Source organism: Streptomyces halobius (assembly GCF_023277745.1).
In the GTDB taxonomy this organism is placed as follows: domain Bacteria; phylum Actinomycetota; class Actinomycetes; order Streptomycetales; family Streptomycetaceae; genus Streptomyces; species Streptomyces halobius.
On the sequence record NZ_CP086322.1, the window covers coordinates 7,147,696 to 7,173,051 of the forward strand.

Here is a 25,356-nt window from a genome sequence, read left to right on the forward strand (position 1 = left end):
CGGTTTCCGGCGAAATCCCAGGTCAGCGTCGATTGTCAGTGGTGTACCTCACGATGGGGCCATACGGTCCCGAATCGGCATTCGGGCCCGAACCGGCATGCGACGACAGGAGGTTCGTCATGGCAGCTCGTCCCACAGCGGGCGGCTCCGCTGCGTACGGTCCCCCGAGCGATGTCCACCCCGTCCTGCGGCGGACGGCAGCGCCACCCGCCGCGCTCGATCTCCTCGCCAAGGCCCACCACGGCCTGGCCGAGGCACGGACCCTGGAAACCCCCAACGAGCGGTTCGCCACGGCTCATCTGGCCGCGCTGCGCACCGCCGCCGCCGTCCTCGCCGTGCGCGGCAGGCCGGAGCACGGTACGCCGCAGGCAGCGGATTCGTAGCGCCTGGGAGGTTCTCCCGGAGGTCGCTCCCGAACTCGCCGAATGGAGCGCTCTGTTCGCCGCCGGAGCCGCCCGCCGGGCCAAGGCGGAGGCGGGTATAGCCGGCGCGGCGAGCCGCCGCGACGCCGACGATCTGCTGCGGGACGTGGGCATGTTCCTGCGCCTCGTGGAGCGGATGCTGCTGCTCCGGCCGTCCCTGCCGCCCCAGCGGGCGGGCTGAGGGGAGGCTAGGGCGGGGCGCGGTCTTGGTGGGGGGAGCCTGGGCCTGGGGTGGTGCTGGGGTCCTGTGCTCGCGTCTGGGCCGGGTCTCGTCCGGGGGAGGAGGCGGGTGCGTCCGGGCGGAGGAGGGGTGTGGGGGTGGGTGGGGGCGGGGCCCCCGGGGGGAGAGAGGGAGAGGAAAAGAAGCGCCCCGCCCCCTGCCCCACACCCCATACAGCACCTGTGGAGACGCCAGCGCCGCAGGCTGCGGGCGTCTCGGAACGCGTTCCGGGCCCGGAACGCAATAGGGTGGTGAACACTAGATGTTCATGCCCCCGCCGAGGAGCCACCCGCCGTGTCTGACCCGCTGCGCCCGCGCGCATCCCTTCGTACCGCCGTGGTCTGGGAGGTCCTCAAGGACGCCCTGGAGCGCCGGGTCAAGGCGTCCGGGCGTGCGGCCCTGGACGTCCTCGACACCGGAGGCGGCACCGGGAACTTCGCCGTGCCGGTGGCCCGCCTCGGCCACCGCGTCACGGTCGTCGACCCCAGCCCCAACGCCCTCTTCGCCCTGGAACGCCGGGCCGCGGAGGCGGGCGTCGCCGACCAGGTGCGCGCCGTCCAGGGCGACGCGCACGGCCTCTTCGACGTCGTCGAGCGCGGCGGCTATGACACCGTGCTCTGCCACGGCGTGCTGGAGTACGTCGACGACCCGGCCGAGGGCGTCCGCCACGCCGTCGACGCGCTGCGCCCGGCCGGCACCCTCAGCCTGCTCGCCGCGGGCCTGGGCGGCGCCGTGCTCGCCCGCGCCCTCGCCGGGCATTTCACCGAGGCCCGCCACGCCCTCACCGACCCGGCCGGCCGCTGGGGCGAGGGCGACCCGGTGCCCCGCCGGTTCACCGCCGAGCAGCTCACCGACCTGGTCTCCGGCACCGGCCTGACCGTCGGCGCGGTGCACGGCGTACGGGTCTTCGCCGACCTCGTCCCCGGCGTGCTGGTCGACACCGAGCCGGGCGCCATGGAGGCACTCCTCGAACTGGAGGCGGCGGCCGCCGAGCAGCCCGCTCTCCACTCCGTCGCCACCCAGCTGCACGTCCTCGCCGAGCGCGAGTGACCGCACCACGTCCCGGACCACCGGCCCGACTGCCGGGTGCAGTCGGCCACAGGCCACCCGATCAGCCTCTTCTCCCCGTATGATCGGGGTACGACGTTCCGGCATGACGGACAGGCGGGTGGGGAATGCAGGCAGCACCACCACCGGCGGCCGCAGCGGCCCGGACAGTGAACTGGCGCAGAGGGGCGGGTTTCACGGGGGCGATTCCCTGCCTATCCTGAAGGGGTCGCACCCGGTCGCCCCCCGCGACCGACGAGTAGGAGGTCTCCGTGCCGCTCTCGGAGCACGAGCAGCGCATGCTCGAGCAGATGGAGCGAGCGCTGTACGCCGAAGATCCCAAGTTCGCGACAGCGCTTGAGGGAAGCGGGCTGCGCACGTACACCCGGCGACGGGTCTACCAAGCGGTCGCGGGCTTCCTGGTGGGTATCGGGCTGCTCATGGCCGGAATGGTCTGGCAGCAGATCTGGATCAGCGTGGTGGGCTTCCTCGTCATGCTCGGCTGCGCCGTACTCGCGGTCACCGGATGGCGTAAGGCCCCCAAAGCCGGTGAGCAACAGTCCGGCGCGGGCTCCGGGGGCACTGAGGCCCCCCGCCAGGCCAAGCAGCGGCGTTCGATCATGAACCGCATCGAGGACCGCTGGCAGCGACGCCGCGACGAACAAGGCCACTGACTCCGCCGAGCGTCAGGGAATCGTGCCTTCGGGCCTGACCCGCGAATTGCCGCACAGCGGCCGCGGATCAGGCCCGAATCGCTGTCCGGTCCGCGTCGCCAACGACAATCCCCCCAGCCGCCGCGGGCAGCCGTTAGTCGACGGTGACGCGATCCTTCGCGCCAAGTTTTCGCAGGTCTGTGCCCGGATTCTTGGTTTTCCGGGATTTCCCCCGCCCAGATTCTTGGCCCTCCGGGATTCTCCCTCGGCCCGAGTCCTTCGCTCCGCCCGGAAAACGTGAATATTTCCTCCGGAATGCGTCGTGAGAAGGCGTCCGTAAGAACTCTCGGGAAGAGCCCCGAGAGCCTGCCGCGAAGAGTTCTCCGCACGGAGGGGCGGGTGCCGGGAAATACGGCGACGCCGAGCAATGGCGAACGCCGAGAATGGCGAATGGCGATCGTGTAATGGCGGGCTTCGTGCGATGAGCGAACGCCCTGGGGTGACGTCAACACCGTGGAGTGGCGCCAATACCGTGCGAATGCGGGCCGAGCCATTTCCGTATGGCAGGGCCCCTGCCGTACGGGGCCGGTGCCCTACGCGAAACCGATTCCGTACGGCGGGTCGACGCGCCATCACGGCCGACGGCTGCCCCCGGTCGCAGCGCCGAGATCTCCCGCCCAACGCCCGCTAAGCCCGCTGCCGTCCCGGGCGGAGGGCCGCCGCCGCGCGCCGGATCGCGATGACCGGGCGGCGGGTGGCGCAGCGGGCGACGAGGCCCGTCCAGCGGGCGGAGACGGCCCACAAGAGGCGGACGGCGGAGCGTGGGGCGAGGCGGGCGCGTAGCCGGAGGCCGCGGGTCGCCTTGGCGTGCAGTCCGGCGCGTATCCGTGTCACATCCGCGGCCAGACCGGAGGCCGGGCGCGGCTGCGGGGCGTACAGGGCCTGTTCCACCGCTGCCGCCACCCGGCGGGTGGCGTCGGCGTCCTCCGGTGGCAGCTGCCCGACGCGTACGATCCGGGCGGCCGCCTTGCGCGGGGTCAGCGAATCGTCCGGCAGGATGCCGTAGTCCCAGCCGGTGTCCAGCAGCTCCCGCCAGGCGGCGAGGGTGGCCGCCGCCTCGTCCCCGCCCGGTCCGCCGCCCGCCAGTCTGCGGGACCGGGTGCGGATCCGCCACAGCAGGGGGAGCACGGGCAGCAGCAGGACGAGCAGCGCGGCGAGCGCGATCCCGGCGACGGTCCAGGCGGACGGCGGGCCGCCGTCCGACGGGCCGGCACCCGACTCGGCCGGCACCGGGACGCACGCCGCGCTTCCGGGCCGCGCACCGGGGCCGCAGGTCGGGTCGGGGGAGGGCTCGGCCGACGGGGCGGAGGGCCGGCTCGGTTCCGGGGCGGGGCGGGCGGTGTCGCCGCTGTCCGCGGTGTCGGGATAGCTGTAGTCGGGGACGCTGCCGCGGCTCGGGGTCGGCTCGAAGCGGGTCCAGCCGACGCCCTCGAAGTACAGCTCGGGCCAGGCGTGCGCGTCCTTGAGACCGACCGATGTCGTGCCGTCCGGCTGCTTGGTGCCGGGGGTGAAGCCGACCGCGACCCGGGCCGGGATGCCCAGCGTCCGCGCCATCGCCGCCATCGAGAAGGAGAAGTGGACGCAGAAGCCCTCCTTCTGCTCCAGGAACCGGGCTATCGCCTCGGTGCCACTGCCCGCCCGGACCTCGGTGTTGTAGCTGAAGCCGCCGTAGAGCGCGAACCACTCCTGCAGCTTGACGGCCTTCTCGTAGGCGTTCCGTGTGCCGTGGGTGACCTTCCGTGCGGTCGCCCGCACCACGGGCGGCAGCGAGTCCGGCACCTCGGTGTACTCGCGCAGCAGCCGCTGGGGCGGTGCCGGGGCGTCGGCCAGCTGGCGGGGTGTGGGCCGTACCTGGAGGCTCTCGACCTGGTACTGCACTCCGCGGGTGTTCTGCCCGCGGTCGCCGACGAGGGTGCGGCCCTGGGGCTCGAAGCGCCAGCGGCCGGCGATGTCCACCCGGGACGCCGGGTAGGGCAGCGGCAGCCAGTTCTGGGCGTACCAGCCGGCGGTCGAGAGGGAGGTGTTGATCCTTTCGACGTCCACCCCGGGGCCGAGGCCGGGCGGTTGCGGCAGCCGGTCGGGGACGTCCGTGACCGTGCGCTCGGACGGTTTCCAGGCGGTGCCGTCGAACTGGTCCAGGGCGACGATCCGCAGATACAGGTCGCGGGTGTCGGTCGTGGTCGTGCGGTAGTTGAGGACTTCCTTGTCCTCCGGCTGGTTCAGGCTGTTCTGCAGCGACACCAGCGGGTTCACGGCGGAGATCGTGCCGCCGCCCCCAGGACCCTTGCCATCGCTCGTCCGGCCGAGCAGCCCGCCGCCCAGAGAGGGCAGCGCGGCGGGTACGACCAGCGCGATCCCGAGCACCAGGGCGCCGATCCTGCTGCCGGTGCGGAGCGGGGCCGGTGCCGGCCCGCCGGGATCCGCGACGCTCCGCCCACCGCCCGGGGCCGTGCCGCCCGCGGCGCCGAACACCCGGCCCCACTGGGACAGCCGGTCGCGGCCCTCGGCCAGCAGAAGCAGCAGATAGCCGGCCGCCGCGATCAGGAACCACAGCCAGCCCGAGCCGCCCTGGGACAGCCCGGCGGCCACCGAATAAAGGGCGAGCAGCGGCAGCCCGGCGGGAGCGGCGTTGCGGTAGGTGACCGCCAGCGCGTCCACGGCCAGGCCGATCACCAGCACACCGCCGACCAGCAGCAGCCGGATGCCGGGTGTGACCGGGGCGGGGATGGCGTACCGGCCGACGTCCTGGACGCCGGCCTGCATCAGCCGGCCGAAGGCCGCGAGGGCGTCCGGCCCCGGCAGCAGCCCGCCGATCGCCTGGGCACGGGTGAAGAACAGGGTCATCAGCAGTACGCCGGTCAGTGCCTGGGCACCGATGGTCAGCGGCCTGGCCAGCGGGACCCGGCGGGCGAGCGCGCCCACGCCGGTCACGATCCCCAGCAGGATCACCGCCTCGAAGATCCAGCTGACCGGATCCACCAGCGGCAGCAGTGCGCAGGCCGCGCACAGCGTCGCCACCGCCGCGCACAGCGCCAGCCGCCTCCGCCCACTCATGCTGAATCCTCGCTCCGCTCGGCCCCGCATTCGCGAGGCACGCTCCGCTTGCTCATGCCCCGCCCTCCGCCGTGGTCGACGTCTCGGTCCCCGCCGTCGGCTCCAGGCGCACCCCGGCCCGGTCCGCCGTCCGCCACACGTCGGCGAGCGAGGCCCCGGGGGCCACCGGCAGTGCCGTCCAGCCCGCCTCGCGCAGCATCCGCAGCCGTTCGTCGAGCGGAACCTGGCCGCCGGAGAATCTGATCCCGCCGGGGCCCCGCGTCCAGTCGTCGTCGTCCAGGACGAAGGCGACGGCCGCGCTGCTGCGCTGCCGCATCCGCCCGGCGACCGCCGCCTGCTCCTCGTCCAGATCGCCGAAGAACGCGATCAGCAGCCCTTCGTCGCCGCCGCGCAGCACGTCGTACGCCGCCGAGAGTCCCTCCTCCTCGGAGTGCTCGACGACGGCGAGGGTGTCCAGCAGCAGGCCCGCGGCGTCCGCGGACTCGGTACCGCCGGCGCCGTCCGGGCCGGGCACCGAGGCGCCGGTGTCGGTCAGCAGCCGTACCGAGAAACCCCGTTCCAGCAGGTGCAGGGCGACGGACGCGGCGCCCGTGACCGCCCACTCGAAGGCCGAGTCCGGTCCGGCGCCCCGGTGGGCCGTGTACCGGGTGTCGAGGAGCACCGAGCAGCGCGCCTTCTGCGGCTGCTCCTCCCTGCGGACCATCAGCTCGCCGTGCCGCGCGGTGGACCGCCAGTGGACCCGGCGCAGATCGTCCCCATGGCGGTAGCCGCGCGGGATGACATCGTCCTCGCCGGCCAGCGCCAGGGAACGCTGCCGCCCGTCGCCGTACCCGGACACCTCGCCCGCCGGCCGGACCGCTGGCAGCGGCTCCACCCGGGGCACCACCGTCAGGATGTCGGAGGCGCTGAAGGAGCGGGTCATCTCGCACATGCCGAAGGGGTCGGAGAGGCGCAGCTGCAGCGGGCCCAGGGGGTAGCGTCCGCGCAGGTCGGAGCGGACGCGGTAGGTCACCTCGCGGCGGCCGCCGGGCTCCACCCGGTCCAGGACGAAGCGGGGCTGCGGCCCGAGGACGTACGGCACACGGTCCTGGAGCATCAGGACGCCGGTCGGCAGCCGGGAGACGTTCTCGACCAGCAGCCGGACCCGGGATTCGGCGGTCGCGGGCACCCGGGCGGGCGAGAGCGTACGGCTGCCCGCGATGCGGTAACGGGTGCGGTGCAGCACGAGGACGCACACCAGCGGCAGCGCCGCCAGCAGCAGTCCGACCCGCAGCAGGTCCGCCTCTCCGAGGAAGTACGAGCACAGCGCGGCGGCCAGCCCGGCCGCCAGGAACGACCGGCCGCGTGTCGTCAGCCCCCCGAGGGCCGCCCGCAGACCGCCCTGCTCCGGTGCCCCCGTGTCGTCCCCGCTCCCCCCGTCGGACATCACAGCCCCCGTGCCCCGGGCGGCTGCTGGAGACGGCGATTGTGGGAGTGCTGCCGCCAGGGCTGTGCGGACGGGTCCGGCACCGGGGTGCGCCGCAGGATCTCCAGGACGATCTGCTCGGCCGTGCGGCGGTTCAACTGGGCCTGGGCGGTGGGCAGCAGCCGGTGCGCGAGCACCGCCACCGCCAGCGACTGCACATCGTCGGGCAGCACGTACTCCCGCCCGGCGAGCGCCGCCGCGGCCTTCGCGGCCCGCACCAGATGCAGCGTCGCCCGCGGCGAGGCGCCCAGCCGCAGATCGGGGTGGCTGCGGGTGGCCGCCACCAGATCCACCGCGTATCTGCGCACCGCTTCGGCGACATGGACGGTCCGCACCGCGTCGATCAGCTTCACGATCTCGTCGGCGTGTGCGACCGGCTGGAGTTCGTCCAGCGGGGAGGGGCCGCCGTGCACGTCCAGCATCTGCAGTTCGGCGGCCGGGCTCGGATAGCCGATCGACACTCGCGCCATGAAGCGGTCCCGCTGCGCCTCCGGGAGCGGGTAGGTGCCTTCCATCTCCACCGGATTCTGCGTGGCGACGACCATGAACGGGCTGGGCAGCTCGTAGGTCTGCCCGTCCATCGTGACCTGGCGCTCCTCCATGGACTCCAGGAGCGCCGACTGGGTCTTGGGCGAGGCTCGGTTGATCTCGTCGCCGATCACGATCTGGGCGAAGATCGCGCCGGGCTTGAACTCGAACTCCTGCCGCTGCTGGTCGTAGACGCTGACGCCGGTGATGTCGGAGGGCAGCAGATCCGGCGTGAACTGGATGCGCCGTACCGAGCAGTCGATGGAGCGGGCCAGCGCTTTGGCGAGCATCGTCTTGCCGACGCCCGGCACATCCTCGATGAGCAGATGCCCCTCGGCCAGCAGCACGGTCAGCGAGAGCCGTACGACCTCCGGCTTGCCCTCGATCACACCTTCCACGGACCGGTGCACACGCTCGCCCGTGGTGGTCAGCTCTCCCCCTGCTCCCGGCTCCTCCGCCACGCTCGGCCTTTCCCCCACGCTCGGCCTTTCCTCCAGGTTCGGCTTCGCCCGCGCGGGGGGACCCCCACGCATGGGGGGAACCCCATGCGTGGGAGGACCCCCATGGCTCGCCCGTTGGTCATACGTCGTCACTCGGCCCTCCTCGGCCCCGCCCCGCACTCTTCAGGAGAGCAGGGGCTCCCCATTCAGGGCCGGTGCCCCCCTTGTGCGGACCCGGCCACCCCGCTTCACGACGTCGCTCGCGGCAACCGCCGGAGCAACGTCATGTACGCATTCTCGCCGTCCGCAAGCCCTCGCGTCATGGCCTGTGGATAACTCCGGTTGTTATGTCCGGACCATCCCCGGCACTCCCGCCACCTGCGCTTCGCTCCGGACACCCCCGGTCCGCCGGGGCGTCAGGGCCGCGGCTCGATCTCCCGCAGCAGGCCGGTTGTCACATCGAACACAAAGCCTCGGACGTCGTCCGTGTGCAGCAGGAAGGGCGAGGTGCGCACCCGCTGCATGGACTGGCGTACGTCCTCGTCGAGATCCCGGAACGCCTCGACCGCCCAGGTGGGCCGCTGGCCGACCTCGTCCGCCAGGTCGTGCCGGAAGTCCTCGGTCAGGTTCAGCAGACCGCAGCCGGTGTGGTGGATGAGGACGACCGAGCGGGTGCCCAGGGCGCGCTGGCTGATCGTCAGGGAGCGGATGATGTCGTCGGTGACCACACCGCCGGCGTTACGGATGGTGTGGCAGTCGCCGAGCTCCAGGCCGAGCGCGGCGTGCGGGTCGAGCCGGGCGTCCATACAGGCCACCACGGCGACCTCGAGGACCGGACGGGCATCCATGCCGGGGTCGGTGAAAGCGGCGGCGTAGCGCCGGTTCGCCTCGACGAGGCGGTCGGTGACCGTCCCCGAGCTCTCAGCTTCGTTCGAGCAGGGGAGCCCCCTGTCACCGGCGGGGACGGCGGCGCGGTCGGCGGACGGGGGCATCGGCTGCGACGCAGATATGGACATGCCTTTACCGTAAGCGTCGGGGCTGAATCCGGCCGCCTGGGAGAACGGGGCATAGGGGGCAAGGGCCACTCCTTGTGAGGTAACCCACATGTGTCTCCTCATCGCCCCCGTCCGGGTGAGAGGGCCGTGCGAAGGGCGGACACACGCTGTCGCGGGACGCGCGGAAACCGGTTGATTGACCGGGGCACCCGGTGGACTAAAGTGGCGCGAAGTGGGAGGCGTGACGCTCTCCTTGGATCCCGAGTCCTGACGTACGCGCCTCGTACGTACGGCTCGGCCTCCTCCCGCTCCACCGGTCCTCCGACGTCACTTCCCCGTCGCCGGAGCACCACTTCCCCTTCAGAGCGGGCGGGGACCAAGCGGTACGTGCGGCACTACCCCAGCCAACGGCCGGGGGGACCCACCTGCCGCCACCCATCGGAAGGCGCATGAGTAGCAACACACGCCACGTCCCGGTCATGCTCCAGCGGTGTCTGGACATGCTCGCCCCTGCGCTCACCGAGCCCGGTGCGGTCGTCGTCGACTGCACGCTCGGTCTGGGAGGGCACAGCGAGGCGCTGCTCTCGGCCTTCCCGGCGGCCCGTCTCGTGGCCCTCGACCGCGACCCGGCCGCCCTGAAGCTCGCGGGAGAGCGGCTGGCCCCGTACGGCGAGCGCGCCACCCTGGTGCACGCCGTCTACGACGAGCTCCCCGAGGTCCTCGACCGGCTCGGGCTGCCACGGGTCCAGGGCGTCCTGTTCGACCTCGGCGTCTCCTCCATGCAGCTCGACGAGGCCGACCGCGGCTTCGCATACGCCCAGGACGCCCCGCTGGACATGCGCATGGACCAGTCGACGGGCATGAGCGCCGCCGACGTCCTCAACACCTACGCGCCCGGGGAGCTCGTCCGGATCCTGCGTGCCTACGGGGAGGAGAAGCAGGCCAAGCGGATCGTCTCGGCGATCGTCCGCGAGCGCGCCAAGGAGCCGTTCACCAACAGCGCACGGCTGGTCGAGCTGATCCGTGACGCGCTGCCGCAGGCCGCCAAGCGCACCGGCGGCAACCCCGCGAAGCGCACGTTCCAGGCGCTGCGCATCGAGGTCAACGGGGAGCTGGCGAGTGTGGAGCGGGCCATTCCGGCCGCCGTGAACGCGCTGGCGGTCGGTGGCCGGATCGCCGTGCTCTCCTACCACTCCCTGGAGGACCGCCTGGTCAAGCAGGTTCTCGCGGCAGGAGCCGCCAATACCGCGCCCCCGGGGCTCCCTGTCGTCCCGGAGCGCTACCAGCCCCGCCTGAAGCTGCTGACCCGGGGCGCGGAACTCCCCACGGAGGAGGAGATCGCCGAGAACCGCCGCGCGGCCCCCGCCCGGCTGCGCGGCGCCGAGCGCATCCGCGAGAACGCGGAGGGCACGGCGTGACCGGCCAGGGGCTCCCGCGCGGAAGGCAGGGACGCCTCTCCGTGCTCTTCCCCTCCGGCGCCGGCAACGCCGCGCGCACCCCTTTTGTGCTGCTGGTCGTCGTGCTGCTGGGCTCCGGCCTGATCGCGCTGCTGCTGCTCAACTCCGCCCTCAACCAAGGGTCGTTCGAGCTCAGCAAGCTGGAGAAGGAGACCGAGGACCTGACGGACGAGCAGCAGGCGCTGCAGCAGGAAGTGGACGCGTACTCCGCCCCGGACGCCCTCGCCAGGCGCGCCCGGAAGCTGGGAATGGTGCCGGGCGGCAACCCGGCGTTCCTGCTGCCGGACGGCACGGTCCGGGGCAAGCCCAGCCGGGTGAACGCCGACGGGTCGCTGGTGATGAAGGCCCCTGCCGCGCCATCGCACCTGAGGCCGCTCAGGGCACCGGGGACGGCGGGCTCGCCGGCCATGCCGGTCGCCCCGGTGATGCCGGGGGCCCCGGGGGCGCCCACCGCCGCACCGTCGGTGCCGTCAGGTTCCGCCGGCTCCACCGCCCCCTCCCCGACGCCCTCCGGCAGGTGACCCCGTGACGCGCAATGCCGCCGCCCCGTACCGCGCACCCGCTGCCCCGGACGGGAGAACCCCCGCGCCCCCGGAGCACGCGGTATGACCGAGCCCAGGGACCCCCGCCGCCGTGTACCGCGCCCCGCCGGGCGCGGCCGGGCCGGCAGCCGTGGCGGTTCGGCCGGACGCGGCGGCCAGGCCGGCCGACGCGGCGCCCTGCATCGCCCCGCCGCCAAGCGGACCACCCCGAAGCCCGCCGTCCCCGGACCCTCGGCGGCCAGGTCCTCAACGGCGCCCAAGCAGTCCGCCAAGCAGGCCGCCCGCCCCGTACGTCCCCGCTCCGGCCCCGCCCTGCTCCGCCTCGGCAGCCCGCGCCCCCGGCTGCGGCTGGTCTCCCTCGGGCTGACGGTGGTGATGCTGGTCTTCGTCGTACGGCTCTTCCAGGTGCAGGCCGTGGACGCCGGGGCGTTCGCCGCCAAGGCCAACGTGAACCGCTATGTCCCGGTCAAGCTGGCCGCCGAGCGCGGTGCGATCACCGACCGGGACGGCGTGAACCTGGCCACCACCGTGGACGCGTACGACATCACCGCTGACCCGAGCCTGCTGGCACCCGACAAGTCCAAGATCGACGACGCCCCGCAGCGGGCCGCCGCGCTGCTCGCCCCGATCCTCCACCAGGACAAGGCCGCCCTCGCCAAGAAGCTCGCCCGGCCCAAGGCGCGCTACGTCCTGCTCGCCCGGCAGCAGACCCCGCAGGTCTGGAAGAAGATCAAGGCCCTGCGCAGGACCCTCGACGCCAGGGCGGCCGCCGACCGCAAGCACGGGCCGAACGTCCTGGTCGGGATCTTCGCCGACAAGCACAGCAAGCGCGTCTACCCCAACAAGGACCTCGCCTCCGGCGTCCTCGGTTTCGTCAACCGCGCGGGCAAGGGCGGCGGCGGCCTGGAGGCGCTCCTGGACAAGCGGCTGGCGGGCAAGGACGGCAAGCTCGTCTACGCCCAGTCCGGCGGGCGCCGGGTCCCCACCGCCGACGCCCAGGAACATCCCGCGGTCCCGGGCAGCGACGTCGAGCTCACCCTCGACCGCGACATCCAGTGGGCGGCGCAGCGGGCGATCACCAAACAGGTCGCGAAGTCCGGGGCGGACCGCGGCTACGTCGTCGTCCAGGACACCCGTACCGGCGAGATCCTGGCGCTGGCCAACGCGCCCGGCTTTGACCCGAACGAGGTGGCGAAGGCCGACCCGGCGGCGCTGGGCAACGCCGCGCTGTCCGACGCGTTCGAGCCGGGCTCCACCAGCAAGCTGATGTCGATGGCGGCCGTCCTGGAGGAGGGCGCCGCCACCCCCGCCACCCGGGTCACCGTGCCGAACCGGCTGCACCGGGGCGACCGGCTGTTCGCGGACGACATCGACCACCCCACCTGGTACCTCACGCTCAACGGCGTCCTCGCCAAGTCCAGCAACATCGGCACGATCCTGGCGACCGGCCAGCTGGGCAGGACCCAGCGCGAGGCCAACCAGGTGCTCTACTCCTACCTGCGGAAGTTCGGGATCGGGAGGCCGACCGGGCTCAGCTTCCCGGGGGAGACGCCCGGCATCCTGGCCAAGCCGCAGGACTGGAACACCTCGCAGCAGTACACGATCCCGTTCGGCCAGGGCCTGTCCCTCAACGCCGTCCAGGCCGCGTCCGTCTACTCCACGATCGCCAACGGCGGCGAGCGCATCGCCCCCACGCTCGTCCGCGGCACCACCGGGCCCGACGGCCGCTACGTCCCGGCGCCCAAGCCCGCGAAGAACCGGGTGGTCAGCGAGAAGACCGCGCGCGAGCTCGCCACCATGCTGGAATCCGTGGTGGACGACGAGGAAGGCACCGGCGCGAAGGCGAAGATCCCCGGCTACCGGGTGGGCGGCAAGACCGGCACCTCCAACCGGGTGGACCCCCGCACCGGCCGCTACCACGGCTACACCGCCTCCTTCGCCGGCTTCGCGCCCGCCGACAAACCCCGTATCACCGTCTACTGCGCCGTCCAGAACCCCACGCGAGGCAGCTACTTCGGCGGCCAGGTGTGCGGTCCGATCTACCAGCAGGTCATGGCGTTCGCGCTGAAAACCCTCCAGGTCCCGCCGACCGGCGCGCAGCCCCCGCGACTGCCGGTCACGTTCAAGCCAGGCCAATGAAATCGAGGCAAAACCGCCGTGACGACCATCACTCCCGACGGAACTCCCGCATCCGGTAACTGCTCCTCGGCGCGGCCCTCGCTTCGCCCCGGGCCCGACCGGCCCGGTACGCTCACCGCCGTGTCACGCTCTGATCAGTCCCCCAACGCCCAGACCGGTGAGAAGGGCGAACCCGGCAAATATCCGGGAGCTCCTCGCCCTGAACGGGTCCGCCCCACCCCACTGGCGGACCTCGCCGAGCAGCTGGGCATCCAGGCTCCGGCCACCGGTACCGACGCGCCCGCGACGGTCACCGGTATCACGCACGACTCCCGCGCGGTCCGCCCCGGCGACCTCTACGCGGCCCTGCCCGGCGCCCGTCTGCACGGCGCCGACTTCGTCGCGCAGGCCGCCGACCTCGGCGCCGCCGCGATCCTGACCGACCCGTCGGGCGAGGAACGCGCCGCCGCGACCGGTCTGCCGGTGCTCGTCGTCCACGACCCGCGCTCCCGTATGGGTGCAGTGGCCGTCTCCATCTACGGGACGCCGGGCGACGACCTCCTCCAGATCGGGATCACCGGAACCTCCGGCAAGACCACCACCGCGTATCTGATCGAAGGGGGCCTGCGGGCCGCCGCGGCGAAGGCGGATGGCGGGCTGACCGGCCTGATCGGCACCGTCGAGACCCGTATCGGCGACGAGCGCATCAAGTCCGAGCGCACCACCCCGGAGGCCACCGACCTGCAGGCGCTGTTCGCCGTCATGCGCGAGCGCGGTGTCCGGGCGGTCGCCATGGAGGTCTCCAGCCACGCGCTGGTCCTCGGCCGGGTCGACGGCTGTGTCTTCGACGTAGCGATCTTCAACAACCTCAGCCCGGAGCACATGGAGTTCCACTCCGGCATGGAGGACTACTTCCAGGCCAAGTCCCAGCTGTTCACCAAGGCCCGCAGCCGCGCCGGCGTCGTCAACCTCGACGACGAGTACGGCAGGCGGCTGGCCGAGGGAGAGTCCGAGGTCCCGGTCACCACCTTCTCCGCGGAGGGCCACCCGGACGCGGACTGGCGCGCCTCGGACGTCGAGGTGGGGGCGCTCGGCTCGACGTTCACCGTGCACGGCCCGGAGGGGGTGACGCTGCGCGCGGCGTCCCCGATCGCCGGCCCGTTCAACGTCGCCAACGCGCTGGCCGCGATCGTCTCGCTGGTCGTCGCCGGCGTCGACCCGCAGACCGCCGCCGACGGTGTCGCCGCGGTCCCCGGCGTCCCCGGCCGTCTGGAGCGCGTCGACGCGGGCCAGCCCTATCTGGCCGTCGTCGACTACGCGCACAAGACCGACGCGGTCGAATCGGTGCTGCGCGCCCTGCGCAAGGTCACCACCGGCAAGATGCACGTCGTCCTGGGCTGCGGCGGCGACCGCGACCCGCACAAGCGCGTCCCGATGGGCGCCGCGGTCGCCCGGCTCGCCGACACGGCCGTCCTGACCTCCGACAACCCCCGTACCGAGGATCCGCTCGCGATCCTCGCCACCATGCTCGCGGGCGCCGCCGAGGTGCCCGTCCACGAACGCGGCACGGTGCTGGTCGAAGAAGAGCGGGCCGCCGCCATCGCCGCCGCCGTCGCCCGTGCCGAGCCCGGCGACACCGTGATCGTCGCCGGCAAGGGCCATGAACAGGGCCAGGACATCGCCGGAGTGGTCCGCCCCTTCGACGACCGCCAGGTGCTGCGCGATGCCATCGAGGACTCGCTGCGGTCGCAGCGGTCGCCGCAGCCGAACCACCAGGGATGACACACCGCCATGCGCGCACAATCCTTCCCGCTACGCCCGCCCTCCCCCAGCTACCGCTGGGAGGTGCCCCCGGCCCGCCGCCACCCTCCGGTGGAAGCCCTTCGGGCCCTTCAGCCCCGCGCCGGGGGTGACCTGTGATCTCCCTGTCCCTCGCCGAGATCACCCGCATCGTCGGCGGACGGCAGCACGACATACCGGACGACGGTGTCCAGGTGACCGGGCCGGTCGTGTCGGACTCCCGTCAGGTATGCCCCGGCGCCCTGTTCGTGGCCTTCGCCGGTGAACGCGTCGACGGCCACGACTTCGCCGCGGGCGCCGTCGAGGCGGGCGCGGTCGCCGTCCTGGCCGCCCGCCCCGTGGGCGTCCCCGCCCTCGTGGTCGACGACGTCGTCGCCGCGCTCGGCGCCCTCGCCCGCGCCGTCGTCGAGCGGCTGGGCACCACCGTCGTCGGCCTCACCGGCTCGGCCGGCAAGACCAGCACCAAGGACCTGATCGCCCAGCTCCTGCAGCGGCACGGCCCGACCGTCTGGCCGGAGGGCAACCTCAACAACGAGATCGGGCTGCCGCTGACCGCGCTGCGCGCCGAGTCCAACACCCGGCATCTGGTCCTGGAGATGGGCGCCCGCGGTGTCGGCCACATCCGCTATCTCGCCGGGCTGACGCCCCCGGCGATCGGTGTGGTGCTGAACGTCGGCACCGCGCACATCGGCGAGTTCGGCGGCCGTGAGCGGATCGCGGAGGCAAAGGGCGAACTCGTCGAGGCGCTGCCGTCGGCGGAGCACGGCGGGCGCGCGGTGCTCAACGCGGACGATCCGTACGTACGTGCCATGGCGTCCCGTACGAAGGCCCGGACGGTGTTCTTCGGCGAGGCCCCGGACGCCGATGTCCGCGCCGAGAATGTCCGGCTCACCGGTCAAGGGTGCCCCGCCTTCACCCTTCACACACCCTCCGGGTGCAGTGATGTGACCATGCGGCTGTACGGTGAGCATCACGTGTCGAACGCGCTCGCCGCGGCCGCCGTCGCCCACGAGTTGGGCATGCCCGCAGACGAGATCGCCACCGCGCTCTCCGAAGCCGGCACGCTCTCCCGCTGGCGGATGGAGGTCACCGAGCGCGCGGACGGCGTGACGGTCGTCAACGACGCCTACAACGCGAACCCCGAGTCCATGCGAGCGGCGCTGCGAGCGCTGGTCGCGATGGGCGCAGCCGCCGAGGCGAAGGGCGGTCGTACGTGGGCGGTGCTCGGTGAGATGGCCGAGCTCGGCGAGGACTCACTCGCCGAACACGACGCGGTCGGACGGCTGGTCGTCCGGCTCAACGTCAGCAAGCTCGTGGCGGTCGGCGGCAGGGAAGCGGCCTGGCTCGACATGGGCGCCAAGAACGAGGGTTCGTGGGGTGAGGAGTCGGTGCACGTGTCCGACACGCGGGCGGCGATCGACCTGTTGCGCAGCGAGCTGCGACCGGGAGACGTCGTGCTGGTGAAGGCGTCCAGGTCGGTGGGGCTGGAGCGGGTCGCCGCAACTTTGCTGGACGAGGGCACTGAGGGTGCTGTGGCCACTGAGGGCGGAGCCGCGTCCCGATGAACACGATGAAGCAGATCCTCTTCTCCGGAATGATCGGGCTCTTCCTGACCCTGATCGGCACTCCGCTGCTGATCAAGCTGCTGGCCAAAAAGGGGTACGGGCAGTACATCCGTGACGACGGCCCGCGCGACCACCACAGCAAGCGCGGTACCCCCACGATGGGCGGTATCGCCTTCATCCTGGCCACCCTCATCGCGTATGCGCTGACCAAGGTGATCACGAGCAGCGACCCCAGCTTCTCCGGTGTGCTGGTGCTGTTCCTGATGGCCGGCATGGGCCTGGTCGGCTTCCTGGACGACTACATCAAGATCGTCAAGCAGCGTTCGCTGGGCCTGCGGGCCAAGGCGAAGATGGCCGGCCAGCTGATCGTCGGCATCGCCTTCGCGGTGCTGTCGCTGCAGTTCGCCGATCTGCGCGGGCAAACCCCGGCCTCGGACCGGCTGTCCTTCACCCAGGACTTCGGCTGGCAGATCGGCCCGGTGCTCTTCGTCATCTGGGCGCTGTTCATGATCCTGGCGATGTCCAACGGGGTGAACCTCACCGACGGCCTCGACGGTCTGGCGACCGGCGCCTCGGTGATGGTCTTCGGCGCGTACACGTTCATCGGCATCTGGCAGTATCAGGAGTCCTGCGCCAACGTGCCCACCGCGGCCTGTTACGAGGTCCGCGATCCGCTCGACCTCGCGGTCGTCGCCTCGGCGCTGATGGGTGCCTGCTTCGGCTTCCTGTGGTGGAACACCTCACCCGCCAAGATCTTCATGGGGGACACCGGCTCGCTCGCCCTGGGCGGCGCCCTCGCCGGCCTGGCGATCTGCTCCCGTACGGAGCTGCTGCTGGCCATCCTCGGCGGACTGTTCGTCCTGATCACGATGTCCGTGGTCATCCAGGTCGGATCCTTCCGGCTCACCGGCAAGCGGGTCTTCCGGATGGCGCCACTCCAGCACCACTTCGAACTCAAGGGGTGGTCGGAAGTCCTGGTGGTCGTCAGATTCTGGATCATCCAGGGCATGTGCGTGATCGTCGGACTCGGCATCTTCTACGCCGGCTGGCAGGCGGCCAAGTGACCGCCCAGCAGCGGCAGCGGTTCGCCGGCCGGCACATCACCGTCGCCGGCCTGGGCGTGAGCGGTGTGCCCGCCGCCCGCGCGCTGGCCGGCCTCGGCGCCCACGTCACCGTCGTCAACAGCAGCGACGGCGAACGCGAGCGCGCGCAGGCCGCCGAACTGGAGCCACTGGGAGTCACGGTCCGGCTCGGCGACGGGGACACGCTCCCCGAGGGCACCGAGCTGATCGTCACCAGTCCGGGCTGGAAGCCCACCAGCCCGCTCTTCCTCGCGGCCGAGAAGGCCGGCATCGAGGTGTGGGGCGATGTCGAGCTGGCCTGGCGGCTGCGCGGGCCCGATTCCGCGCCCTGGCTGGCGGTCACCGGCACCAACGGCAAGACCACCACCGTCCGGATGCTGGCAGCGATTCTCGAGGCGGCCGGTCTGCGCACCGCCGCCGTCGGCAACATCGGCATCCCGCTCGTCGACGTGGTGCTCGGCGAAGGCCAGGAGGGCGGCGCGTCCTACGACGTCCTCGCGGTGGAGCTCTCCAGCTACCAGCTGCACTGGGCGCCCTCGGTACGGGCGCACTCCGCGGCCGTCCTCAACCTGGCCCCCGACCACCTGGACTGGCACGGCTCCATGGAGGCGTACGCCGCCGACAAGGGCCGTGTCTACGAGGGCAACACCGTCGCCTGTGTCTACAACGTCGCCGACCCGGCGACCGAGGACCTGGTCCGGGCGGCCGATGTCGAGGAGGGCTGCCGCGCCATCGGCTTCACCCTCGACACCCCGGGGCCCTCCCAACTCGGCGTCGTCGAGGGCATCCTCGTCGACCGCGCCTTCGTCGAGAACCGGCGGCAGCAGGCCCAGGAGCTCGCCGAGGTCGCGGACCTGGCGCCCGCTTCGGGACCGGCGGCCCCGCACAACATCGCCAACGCCCTCGCGGCGGCAGCGCTGGCCCGTGCCTTCGGCGTGCCGGCCGCCGCCGTACGCGACGGACTGCGGGCCTTCCACCCGGACGCCCACCGCATCCAGCACATCGCGGACGTCGGCGGCGTCCGCTACATCGACGACTCCAAGGCCACCAACACGCACGCCGCCGAGGCGTCCCTGGCGGCCTACGAGTCCATCGTGTGGATCGCCGGCGGCCTGGCCAAGGGCGCGACCTTCGACGAGCTGGTGCGCGGGTCGGCGGCGCGGCTGCGCGGCGCCGTGCTGATCGGCGCCGACCGGGCGCTGATTCGCGAAGCGCTGGCGCGACACGCGCCCGAGGTCCCGGTCGTCGACCTCGACCGGACCGACACTGGGGCGATGTCCGAGGCGGTCCGGCAGGCGACCCGTCTGGCCGAGCCCGGTGACACCGTCCTGCTGGCCCCGGCCTGTGCCTCGATGGACATGTTCGTCAACTACAACACGCGGGGCGACGCCTTCGCCGACGCGGTCGGTGAGCTGACCGCGGCGGATCACTAGCCCGTCCCCGCATCCGTCGGGCAGCCGCGGCGAGCGCACCTGTGGAGGGGACGAGAATGGCCGTCAGACCGGCGAGGACGGGGCGGGCGGGCGGGGGCTCGCCCGCTCCGCGCCCGGCCCGCCGGACCTCCGCGGTGCGCCCGTCGCGCGGTGGACGCGGCGGGGGCCCGCGCGCCCCCCGTACCGCACGGCGGCTCTACGTCCGGGCGAAGCGGGCCTGGGACCGGCCGCTGACCGCCTACTATCTGATCCTCGGCGGCAGCCTGCTGATCACCGTCCTGGGCCTGGTGATGGTGTACTCGGCGTCCCAGATCAAGGCCCTGCAGTCCGGACTCGCCCCGACGTACTTCTTCCGCAAGCAGCTGCTCGCGGCCGTCCTCGGCGGCGGGCTGTTGCTGCTCGCCTCCCGGATGCCCGTCAAGCTGCACCGCGCGCTGGCCTATCCGCTGCTCGCCGGTTCGGTGTTCCTGCTGTGCCTGGTGCAGATTCCGGGCATAGGGGTCGCGGTCAACGGCAACCAGAACTGGATCAGCCTCGGCGGCCCTTTCCAGATGCAACCGAGCGAGTTCGGCAAGCTCGCGCTCGTCCTGTGGGGCGCCGATCTGCTGGCCCGCAAGCAGGACAAGAAGCTGCTGGCGCAGTGGAAGCATCTGCTGGTGCCGCTGATCCCGGCGGCCTTTCTGCTGCTCGCGCTGATCATGCTCGGCGGCGACATGGGCACCGCGATCATCCTCACCGCGATCGCCTTCGGGCTGCTGTGGCTGGCCGGCGCCCCCACCCGGCTGTTCGTGGGCGTCCTCGGCGGCGCCGCGGTGATAGGGGCGCTGCTGATCGGGACCAGTGCCAACCGGATGGCCCGGCTCGCCTGCATCGGCGCGACCGATCCGGGCCCCGGAGACCAGTGCTGGCAGGCCGTCCACGGGATCTATGCCCTCGCGTCCGGCGGATTCTTCGGTTCCGGGCTCGGCGCGAGTATGGAAAAATGGGGAGAACTCCCCGAACCGCACACCGACTTCATCTTCGCCATCACCGGGGAGGAACTGGGTCTGGCGGGGACGCTGTCGGTGCTCGCCCTCTTCGCGGCTCTAGGCTATGCGGGTATCCGCGTGGCCGGACGCACGGAGGACCCCTTCGTACGGTACGCCGCGGGAGGCGTGACCACCTGGATCACGGCCCAAGCCGTGATCAACATCGGTGCGGTGCTCGGCCTGCTGCCGATCGCCGGTGTCCCGCTCCCGCTGTTCTCCTACGGAGGCTCCGCCCTGCTGCCGACGATGTTCGCCATCGGGCTGCTGATCGCCTTCGCGCGTGACGAGCCCGCGGCACGGGCGGCGTTGACGGCCCGGTCGAAGCGGAAGCCGGCATTCGGTAGAAGGCCGGCTGGGGTGAGATGGAAGACGATGAGACGGCGCGTCAAGAAGCGGCCGTCCGGAGAGCGGTGAATTTCGGTGCATGTCGTACTCGCCGGTGGGGGGACCGCCGGCCACATCGAGCCCGCGCTCGCCCTCGCGGACGCCCTGCGCAGGCAGGACCCCACCGTGGGGATCACGGCACTCGGCACGGAGCGCGGCCTGGAAACCCGGCTCGTCCCGGAGCGGGGCTACGAGCTCGGTCTGATCCCGGCCGTCCCGCTGCCGCGCAAGCCCACGCCCGAACTGATCACCGTCCCCGGGCGGCTGCGCGGCACGATCAAGGCCGCCGAGCAGATCCTGGAGCGCACGAAGGCCGACTGTGTGGTCGGCTTCGGCGGCTATGTGGCGCTGCCCGGCTATCTGGCCGCCAAGCGGCTCGGTGTGCCGATCGTCGTTCATGAGGCCAACGCCCGCCCCGGCCTCGCCAACAAGATCGGCTCCCGGTACGCCAGGTTCGTCGCCGTCAGCACCCCGGACAGCAAGCTGCGCGGCGCCCGCTACGTCGGGATCCCGCTGCGCCGCACCATCGCCACCCTGGACCGCGCGGCGGTCCGCCCCGAGGCGCGCGCCGCCTTCGGTCTCGACCCCAACCTGCCGACGCTGCTGGTGTCCGGCGGTTCGCAGGGGGCCCGCCGGCTGAACGAGGTCATCCAGGCCGCGGTGCCGTCGCTGCAGCGCTCCGGCATCCAGGTCCTGCACGCGGTCGGCCCGAAGAACGAACTGCCGCACGTGGACAACATGCCCGGGATGCCGCCGTATGTCCCGGTACCGTACGTGGACCGGATGGATCTCGCGTACGCCGCGGCGGACATGATGCTCTGTCGCGCGGGCGCCATGACCGTCGCCGAACTGTCCGCCGTCGGGCTCCCGGCCGCCTTCGTCCCGCTGCCCATCGGCAACGGCGAACAGCGGCTCAACGCCCAGCCGCTGGTCAACGCCGGCGGCGGCCTGCTGGTCGATGACGCCCAGCTGACCGCGGAGTGGGTGCAGAGCACCGTGCTCCCGGTGCTGGCCGATCCGCACCGGTTGTACGAGATGTCCCGTGCGGCCTCCGAGTTCGGCCGCAGGGACGCCGATGAGCTGCTGGTCGGCATGGTCTACGAGGCGATCGCCCAGAACCGGTAGCGGACGAGAGAGAGCAGGGGAGCGTGGCCGAGACCGCCCGGCGTGGCGCGGGGAACCAGAAGCAACCGCCGGCCGGCCCGCCCGCTTCCCCGGCCGCGCGCGCGCCTGGGTTCCTCCGGTCCCGTGTTCCCCCGCGCCCGCCGGGCCGGCGCGGACTGATGATCACACTTGCTCTTGTGGCACTCTCCGGGGCCTTCGGCGTCTGGGCGCTGTACGGCTCGGACTGGCTGCGCGTGGCACACGTCAGCACCGCCGGTACCAAGGTCCTGACACCGGATGAGGTCATCGCCGTGGCCGACGTCCCGATGAACACCCCGCTGGTTTCGGTCGATACGGACATGGTGGCGCAACGGCTCCGCGCGCGCCTGCCACGTATCAAAACCGTTGCCGTAGTGCGCTCCTGGCCGCACACCATCGATCTCGAAGTGACCGAAAGAACGCCGGAACTCCTGATGCGATCGGGCGGAAAGTTTGTCGAAGTGGACGCCGAGGGAGTCCGATTCGCCACCGTCGCCACCGCCCCCAAGGGCGTTCCGCTTCTGGAAATGACCGCGGCGGACTCCCCGAGTCTGCACCGGTTCGGAACCGACCGGCTGCGCCGCGCCGCGGCCGTCGCCGTCGCGCATCTCCCCGAGACCGTGCTCAAGGAGGTACGCACGGTCCGTGTACGGTCCTACGACTCCCTCACCCTCGAACTGACGAGGGGCCGCACGGTCCTGTGGGGAAGCGAGGAACGGGGTAGGCAGAAGGCAAAGGTCCTCGTCGCGCTGCTGAAAGCGGCGGGTGACGCGCGCCACTTCGACATCTCGGTGCCCAGTGCCCCGGCGGTGTCGGGGAGTTGACGTACGGAGTCGCAGGCCAGCACCCTGGATGGCTACGACTATGGGTGATCACATAGGGTGAAAAGAAAAACGGGAGGTTCGGCGTGTTCGTTGAACGTGCGCGCCTTGTCGACTTAGTGTCTCGTTCCAAAGGGACTATGGAACCAAGGAACACAGGTACAGGTAACCCTAAACTTCAACGTTAGGGTTCGGGTCGGCAATACGGACCGTCCCAATCGGCATCAGTCGGCGTCCACACGGAATGTGAGGCGGCGACACGTAAATCGAGGCGAGAGGCCTTCGACGTGGCAGCACCGCAGAACTACCTCGCAGTCATCAAGGTCGTCGGCATCGGCGGCGGTGGCGTGAACGCCATCAACCGGATGATCGAGGTCGGGCTCAAGGGCGTCGAGTTCATCGCGATCAATACCGATGCGCAGGCGCTGCTGATGAGCGACGCCGACGTCAAGCTCGACGTCGGCCGCGAAATGACGCGCGGACTCGGCGCGGGCGCCAACCCGGATGTGGGTCGTAAGGCGGCCGAGGACCATCGCGAGGAGATCGAGGAGGTCCTCAAGGGGGCCGACATGGTCTTCGTGACCGCGGGTGAGGGCGGCGGCACCGGCACCGGCGGGGCGCCCGTCGTCGCCAACATCGCCCGCTCCCTGGGCGCCCTGACGATCGGTGTGGTCACCCGGCCGTTCACCTTCGAGGGCCGCCGTCGCGCCAACCAGGCCGAGGACGGCATCGCCCAGCTGCGCGAAGAGGTCGACACCCTCATCGTGATTCCCAATGACCGGCTGCTGTCCATCTCGGACCGCCAGGTGAGCGTGCTCGACGCGTTCAAGTCCGCGGACCAGGTGCTGCTGTCGGGTGTCCAGGGCATCACCGACCTGATCACCACCCCTGGCCTGATCAACCTCGACTTCGCCGACGTCAAGTCCGTGATGTCGGAGGCCGGCTCCGCCCTGATGGGCATCGGCTCGGCGCGCGGCGACGACCGCGCGGTGGCCGCCGCGGAGATGGCGATCTCCTCGCCGCTCCTGGAGGCGTCCATCGACGGCGCCCGCGGTGTGCTGCTCTCCATCTCCGGCGGCTCCGACCTCGGTCTCTTCGAGATCAACGAGGCCGCGCAACTGGTCAGCGAGGCCGCGCACCCCGAGGCCAACATCATCTTCGGCGCGGTGATCGACGACGCGCTGGGCGACGAGGTCCGGGTCACGGTCATCGCCGCGGGCTTCGACGGCGGCCAGCCGCCGGCCCGCCGCGAGGCGGCGGCGACCGGACTGACCTCCGCCAAACGCGAGGAGCCGGCCCCGGCCCCGGCCCCGGCCCGTCCGGCCGCCGCGCCGGCCGAGCCGCGGCCGTCGTCCTTCGGCGGCCTGGGCGCGGTGCCCGTACGGGACGAAGAGCCGGCCCCGGCCGAGACCCCCTCGCTGGGTGAGGTGCCGGCGCCCCCGGCGAGCGCCCCGCAGGTTCCCCCGGCCCGTCCGTCCTACGCGGACAGCGCGGCCGAGGAACTGGACGTTCCCGATTTCCTGAAGTGACCGAAGCACCCACGTGATAGGGCAACAGCACCACGAGAGCGGCGCGCACTTCGCCTTCACCGACAGGTGGGGCGGGGTGAGCGCCGCTCCGTATGACCAGCTCAATCTGGGCGGTGCGGTGGGCGACGCCCCGCAGGCGGTCCGGGCCAACCGCGAGCTCGCGGCCAAGGAACTCGGCCTCGACCCGGCCGGGGTGGTCTGGATGAACCAGGTCCACGGCCGGGACGTGGCGGTGGTCGACGGACCGTGGCAGTCGCACGCCGGGGACATCCCTTGTGTGGACGCGGTGGTGACCGCCCGCCGGGGCCTCGCGCTCGCCGTGCTGACCGCCGACTGCGCCCCGGTGCTGCTCGCGGACCCGGTCGCCGGGATCGCGGGGGCCGCGCACGCCGGCCGGCCGGGCCTGGTCGCCGGGGTCGTCCCGGCCGCCGTCGAGGCGATGGCCGCACTGGGGGCCGAACCGGGACGTATCCTCGCGTACACCGGGCCAGCCGTCTGCGGGCGCTGCTACGAAGTGCCCGAGGCGATGCGTTCCGAGGTCGCCGCCGCGGTCCCGGAGGCCTGGTCGACAACCACCTGGGGCACCCCGGCGGTGGACGTCATCGCCGGAGTACGTGCCCAACTTTCCGCGGGCGGGGTGCAGTTGAGTGATGATTCCCACATCTGCACGCTGGAATCGGCGGACCACTTCTCCTATCGGCGCGACCGCACGACCGGGCGGCTCGCGAGTTACGTATGGCTGGACGGCGAGCAGTGACGGACGACCGCAGGACACAACTGGCCGACAGTCTGGCGCAGGTGGAGGAACGTATCTCCGCGGCCTGCGCCAAGGCCGGCCGGCCGCGTGACGAAGTGACCCTGATCGTGGTCACCAAGACCTACCCCGCGAGCGATGTCCGGCTGCTCGCGGAGCTGGGGGTGCGGCATGTCGCGGAGAACCGCGATCAGGATGCGGCACCCAAGGCCGCCGAATGTGCTGATCTGCCCCTTACTTGGCACTTCGTCGGCCAGTTGCAGACCAACAAGGTGCGGTCTGTGGCCGGTTACGCCGGAATTGTTCAGTCGGTCGACCGCCCCAAGCTGGTCACCGCGCTCTCCCGGGAGGCGGTGCGCGCGGGGCGTGAGCTGGGCTGCCTGATCCAGGTGGCACTTGACGCCTCGTCGCAGGACGCGCGGATCGCCGCGCGGGCCGACCGCGGAGGCGTGGCGCCGGAGGGTGTGCCGGAGCTCGCCGAGGCGATCGCCGGTGCCCAAGGTCTGCGGCTGGACGGTGTGATGACCGTCGCGCCGCTGTCCGGTCCGTATGCCGGACGCCAACTCGCCGCTTTTGAGCGACTCATGGAAATCTCATCCGACCTGCGCGCGACCCATCCTGCTGCCAACATGGTGTCAGCAGGGATGAGCGCGGACCTCGAAGACGCCGTTGCGGCCGGGGCGACACATGTGCGCGTCGGCACTGCGGTACTCGGAGTCCGACCACGGCTCGGGTAACGTCGCCAAGCAAGTCGGACCACAGCACAAAATATGGTCATTCCCGCAAAAAGCGGGCATGCCGAGTGGATCCAAGGCA

Annotated in this window: 19 protein-coding genes and 1 pseudogene; 16 read left to right on the top strand and 4 right to left on the bottom strand. The window is 71.9% G+C overall.

Features of this window, described 5'->3' with window-relative positions; genetic code table 11:
• Nucleotides 1-119: 119 nt before the first annotated feature.
• The 3 genes and pseudogenes from K9S39_RS32440 to K9S39_RS32450 all read left to right on the top strand — a co-directional run bounded on the left by K9S39_RS32440 (nucleotide 120) and on the right by K9S39_RS32450 (nucleotide 2,363).
• Nucleotides 120-603, top strand: a pseudogene (locus tag K9S39_RS32440) (SAV_6107 family HEPN domain-containing protein).
• A 333-nt stretch (nucleotides 604-936) separates the two neighbouring features.
• Nucleotides 937-1,692 (top strand): methyltransferase, encoded by a 756-nt coding sequence (locus K9S39_RS32445; protein ID WP_248866892.1) that lies wholly within the window; start codon nucleotides 937-939, stop codon nucleotides 1,690-1,692.
• 269 nt (nucleotides 1,693-1,961) lie between these two features.
• Nucleotides 1,962-2,363: a DUF3040 domain-containing protein gene (locus K9S39_RS32450; RefSeq protein WP_248866893.1), complete on the top strand. Its 402-nt coding sequence runs from the start codon at nucleotides 1,962-1,964 to the stop codon at nucleotides 2,361-2,363.
• Nucleotides 2,364-3,029: 666 nt separating this feature from the next.
• Here the strand turns inward: K9S39_RS32450 and K9S39_RS32455 are convergent.
• The 4 genes from K9S39_RS32455 to K9S39_RS32470 all read right to left on the bottom strand — a co-directional run bounded on the left by K9S39_RS32455 (nucleotide 3,030) and on the right by K9S39_RS32470 (nucleotide 8,905).
• Entirely contained in the window at nucleotides 3,030-5,456 is a 2,427-nt protein-coding gene (locus tag K9S39_RS32455; RefSeq protein WP_248866894.1) for a transglutaminaseTgpA domain-containing protein, read from the bottom strand.
• A 52-nt stretch (nucleotides 5,457-5,508) separates the two neighbouring features.
• Entirely contained in the window at nucleotides 5,509-6,882 is a 1,374-nt protein-coding gene (locus K9S39_RS32460; RefSeq protein WP_248866895.1) for a DUF58 domain-containing protein, read from the bottom strand.
• Entirely contained in the window at nucleotides 6,882-8,042 is a 1,161-nt protein-coding gene (locus K9S39_RS32465) for an AAA family ATPase (protein ID WP_406708053.1), read from the bottom strand. The genes K9S39_RS32460 and K9S39_RS32465 overlap by 1 nt, the downstream gene beginning before the upstream one ends.
• A gap of 263 nt (nucleotides 8,043-8,305) precedes the next feature.
• Nucleotides 8,306-8,905, bottom strand: a complete 600-nt coding sequence (locus K9S39_RS32470) for a beta-class carbonic anhydrase (RefSeq protein ID WP_248866896.1) — start codon at nucleotides 8,903-8,905, stop codon at nucleotides 8,306-8,308.
• 428 nt (nucleotides 8,906-9,333) lie between these two features.
• Between K9S39_RS32470 and rsmH the strand changes: the two genes are divergently transcribed.
• The 13 genes from rsmH to K9S39_RS32535 all read left to right on the top strand — a co-directional run bounded on the left by rsmH (nucleotide 9,334) and on the right by K9S39_RS32535 (nucleotide 25,277).
• Nucleotides 9,334-10,302 carry a 16S rRNA (cytosine(1402)-N(4))-methyltransferase RsmH gene (rsmH, locus tag K9S39_RS32475; RefSeq protein WP_248866897.1) on the top strand — a complete coding sequence of 323 codons (969 nt, stop codon included), beginning with the start codon at nucleotides 9,334-9,336 and terminating at the stop codon, nucleotides 10,300-10,302.
• A complete protein-coding gene (locus K9S39_RS32480) occupies nucleotides 10,299-10,862 on the top strand; it encodes a septum formation initiator family protein (protein ID WP_248866898.1) in 564 nt (187 codons plus the stop codon). Before rsmH ends, K9S39_RS32480 begins: the two co-directional genes overlap by 4 nt.
• A gap of 84 nt (nucleotides 10,863-10,946) precedes the next feature.
• Nucleotides 10,947-13,022 (top strand): peptidoglycan D,D-transpeptidase FtsI family protein, encoded by a 2,076-nt coding sequence (locus K9S39_RS32485; RefSeq protein WP_248866899.1) that lies wholly within the window; start codon nucleotides 10,947-10,949, stop codon nucleotides 13,020-13,022.
• Between the two features lie 18 nt (nucleotides 13,023-13,040).
• Nucleotides 13,041-14,783 carry a UDP-N-acetylmuramoyl-L-alanyl-D-glutamate--2,6-diaminopimelate ligase gene (locus K9S39_RS32490; RefSeq protein ID WP_248866900.1) on the top strand — a complete coding sequence of 581 codons (1,743 nt, stop codon included), beginning with the start codon at nucleotides 13,041-13,043 and terminating at the stop codon, nucleotides 14,781-14,783.
• Nucleotides 14,784-14,917: 134 nt separating this feature from the next.
• On the top strand, nucleotides 14,918-16,366 hold the full coding sequence (locus K9S39_RS32495; protein ID WP_248866901.1) for a UDP-N-acetylmuramoyl-tripeptide--D-alanyl-D-alanine ligase: 1,449 nt from the start codon (nucleotides 14,918-14,920) through the stop codon (nucleotides 16,364-16,366).
• A 5-nt stretch (nucleotides 16,367-16,371) separates the two neighbouring features.
• The gene (gene mraY, locus K9S39_RS32500; protein ID WP_248869060.1) at nucleotides 16,372-17,430 is read left to right on the top strand and encodes a phospho-N-acetylmuramoyl-pentapeptide-transferase; all 1,059 of its coding nucleotides are present in this window, start codon (nucleotides 16,372-16,374) and stop codon (nucleotides 17,428-17,430) included.
• Nucleotides 17,427-18,881 (top strand): UDP-N-acetylmuramoyl-L-alanine--D-glutamate ligase, encoded by a 1,455-nt coding sequence (gene murD / locus K9S39_RS32505; protein WP_248866902.1) that lies wholly within the window; start codon nucleotides 17,427-17,429, stop codon nucleotides 18,879-18,881. Before mraY ends, murD begins: the two co-directional genes overlap by 4 nt.
• A 56-nt stretch (nucleotides 18,882-18,937) precedes the next feature.
• The gene (gene ftsW / locus K9S39_RS32510) at nucleotides 18,938-20,323 is read left to right on the top strand and encodes a putative lipid II flippase FtsW (protein ID WP_248866903.1); all 1,386 of its coding nucleotides are present in this window, start codon (nucleotides 18,938-18,940) and stop codon (nucleotides 20,321-20,323) included.
• Nucleotides 20,324-20,329: 6 nt separating this feature from the next.
• Nucleotides 20,330-21,418: an undecaprenyldiphospho-muramoylpentapeptide beta-N-acetylglucosaminyltransferase gene (murG, locus tag K9S39_RS32515; protein ID WP_248866904.1), complete on the top strand. Its 1,089-nt coding sequence runs from the start codon at nucleotides 20,330-20,332 to the stop codon at nucleotides 21,416-21,418.
• 176 nt (nucleotides 21,419-21,594) lie between these two features.
• Nucleotides 21,595-22,260, top strand: coding sequence for a cell division protein FtsQ/DivIB (locus K9S39_RS32520; RefSeq protein ID WP_406708054.1), 666 nt, complete (start codon nucleotides 21,595-21,597; stop codon nucleotides 22,258-22,260).
• Nucleotides 22,261-22,544: 284 nt separating this feature from the next.
• A complete protein-coding gene (ftsZ, locus tag K9S39_RS32525; protein ID WP_248866906.1) occupies nucleotides 22,545-23,786 on the top strand; it encodes a cell division protein FtsZ in 1,242 nt (413 codons plus the stop codon).
• A gap of 13 nt (nucleotides 23,787-23,799) precedes the next feature.
• Nucleotides 23,800-24,543, top strand: coding sequence for a peptidoglycan editing factor PgeF (gene pgeF, locus K9S39_RS32530; RefSeq protein ID WP_248866907.1), 744 nt, complete (start codon nucleotides 23,800-23,802; stop codon nucleotides 24,541-24,543).
• Nucleotides 24,522-25,277: a YggS family pyridoxal phosphate-dependent enzyme gene (locus K9S39_RS32535; protein ID WP_248866908.1), complete on the top strand. Its 756-nt coding sequence runs from the start codon at nucleotides 24,522-24,524 to the stop codon at nucleotides 25,275-25,277. Before pgeF ends, K9S39_RS32535 begins: the two co-directional genes overlap by 22 nt.
• The last annotated feature ends 79 nt before the right edge of the window (nucleotides 25,278-25,356 follow it).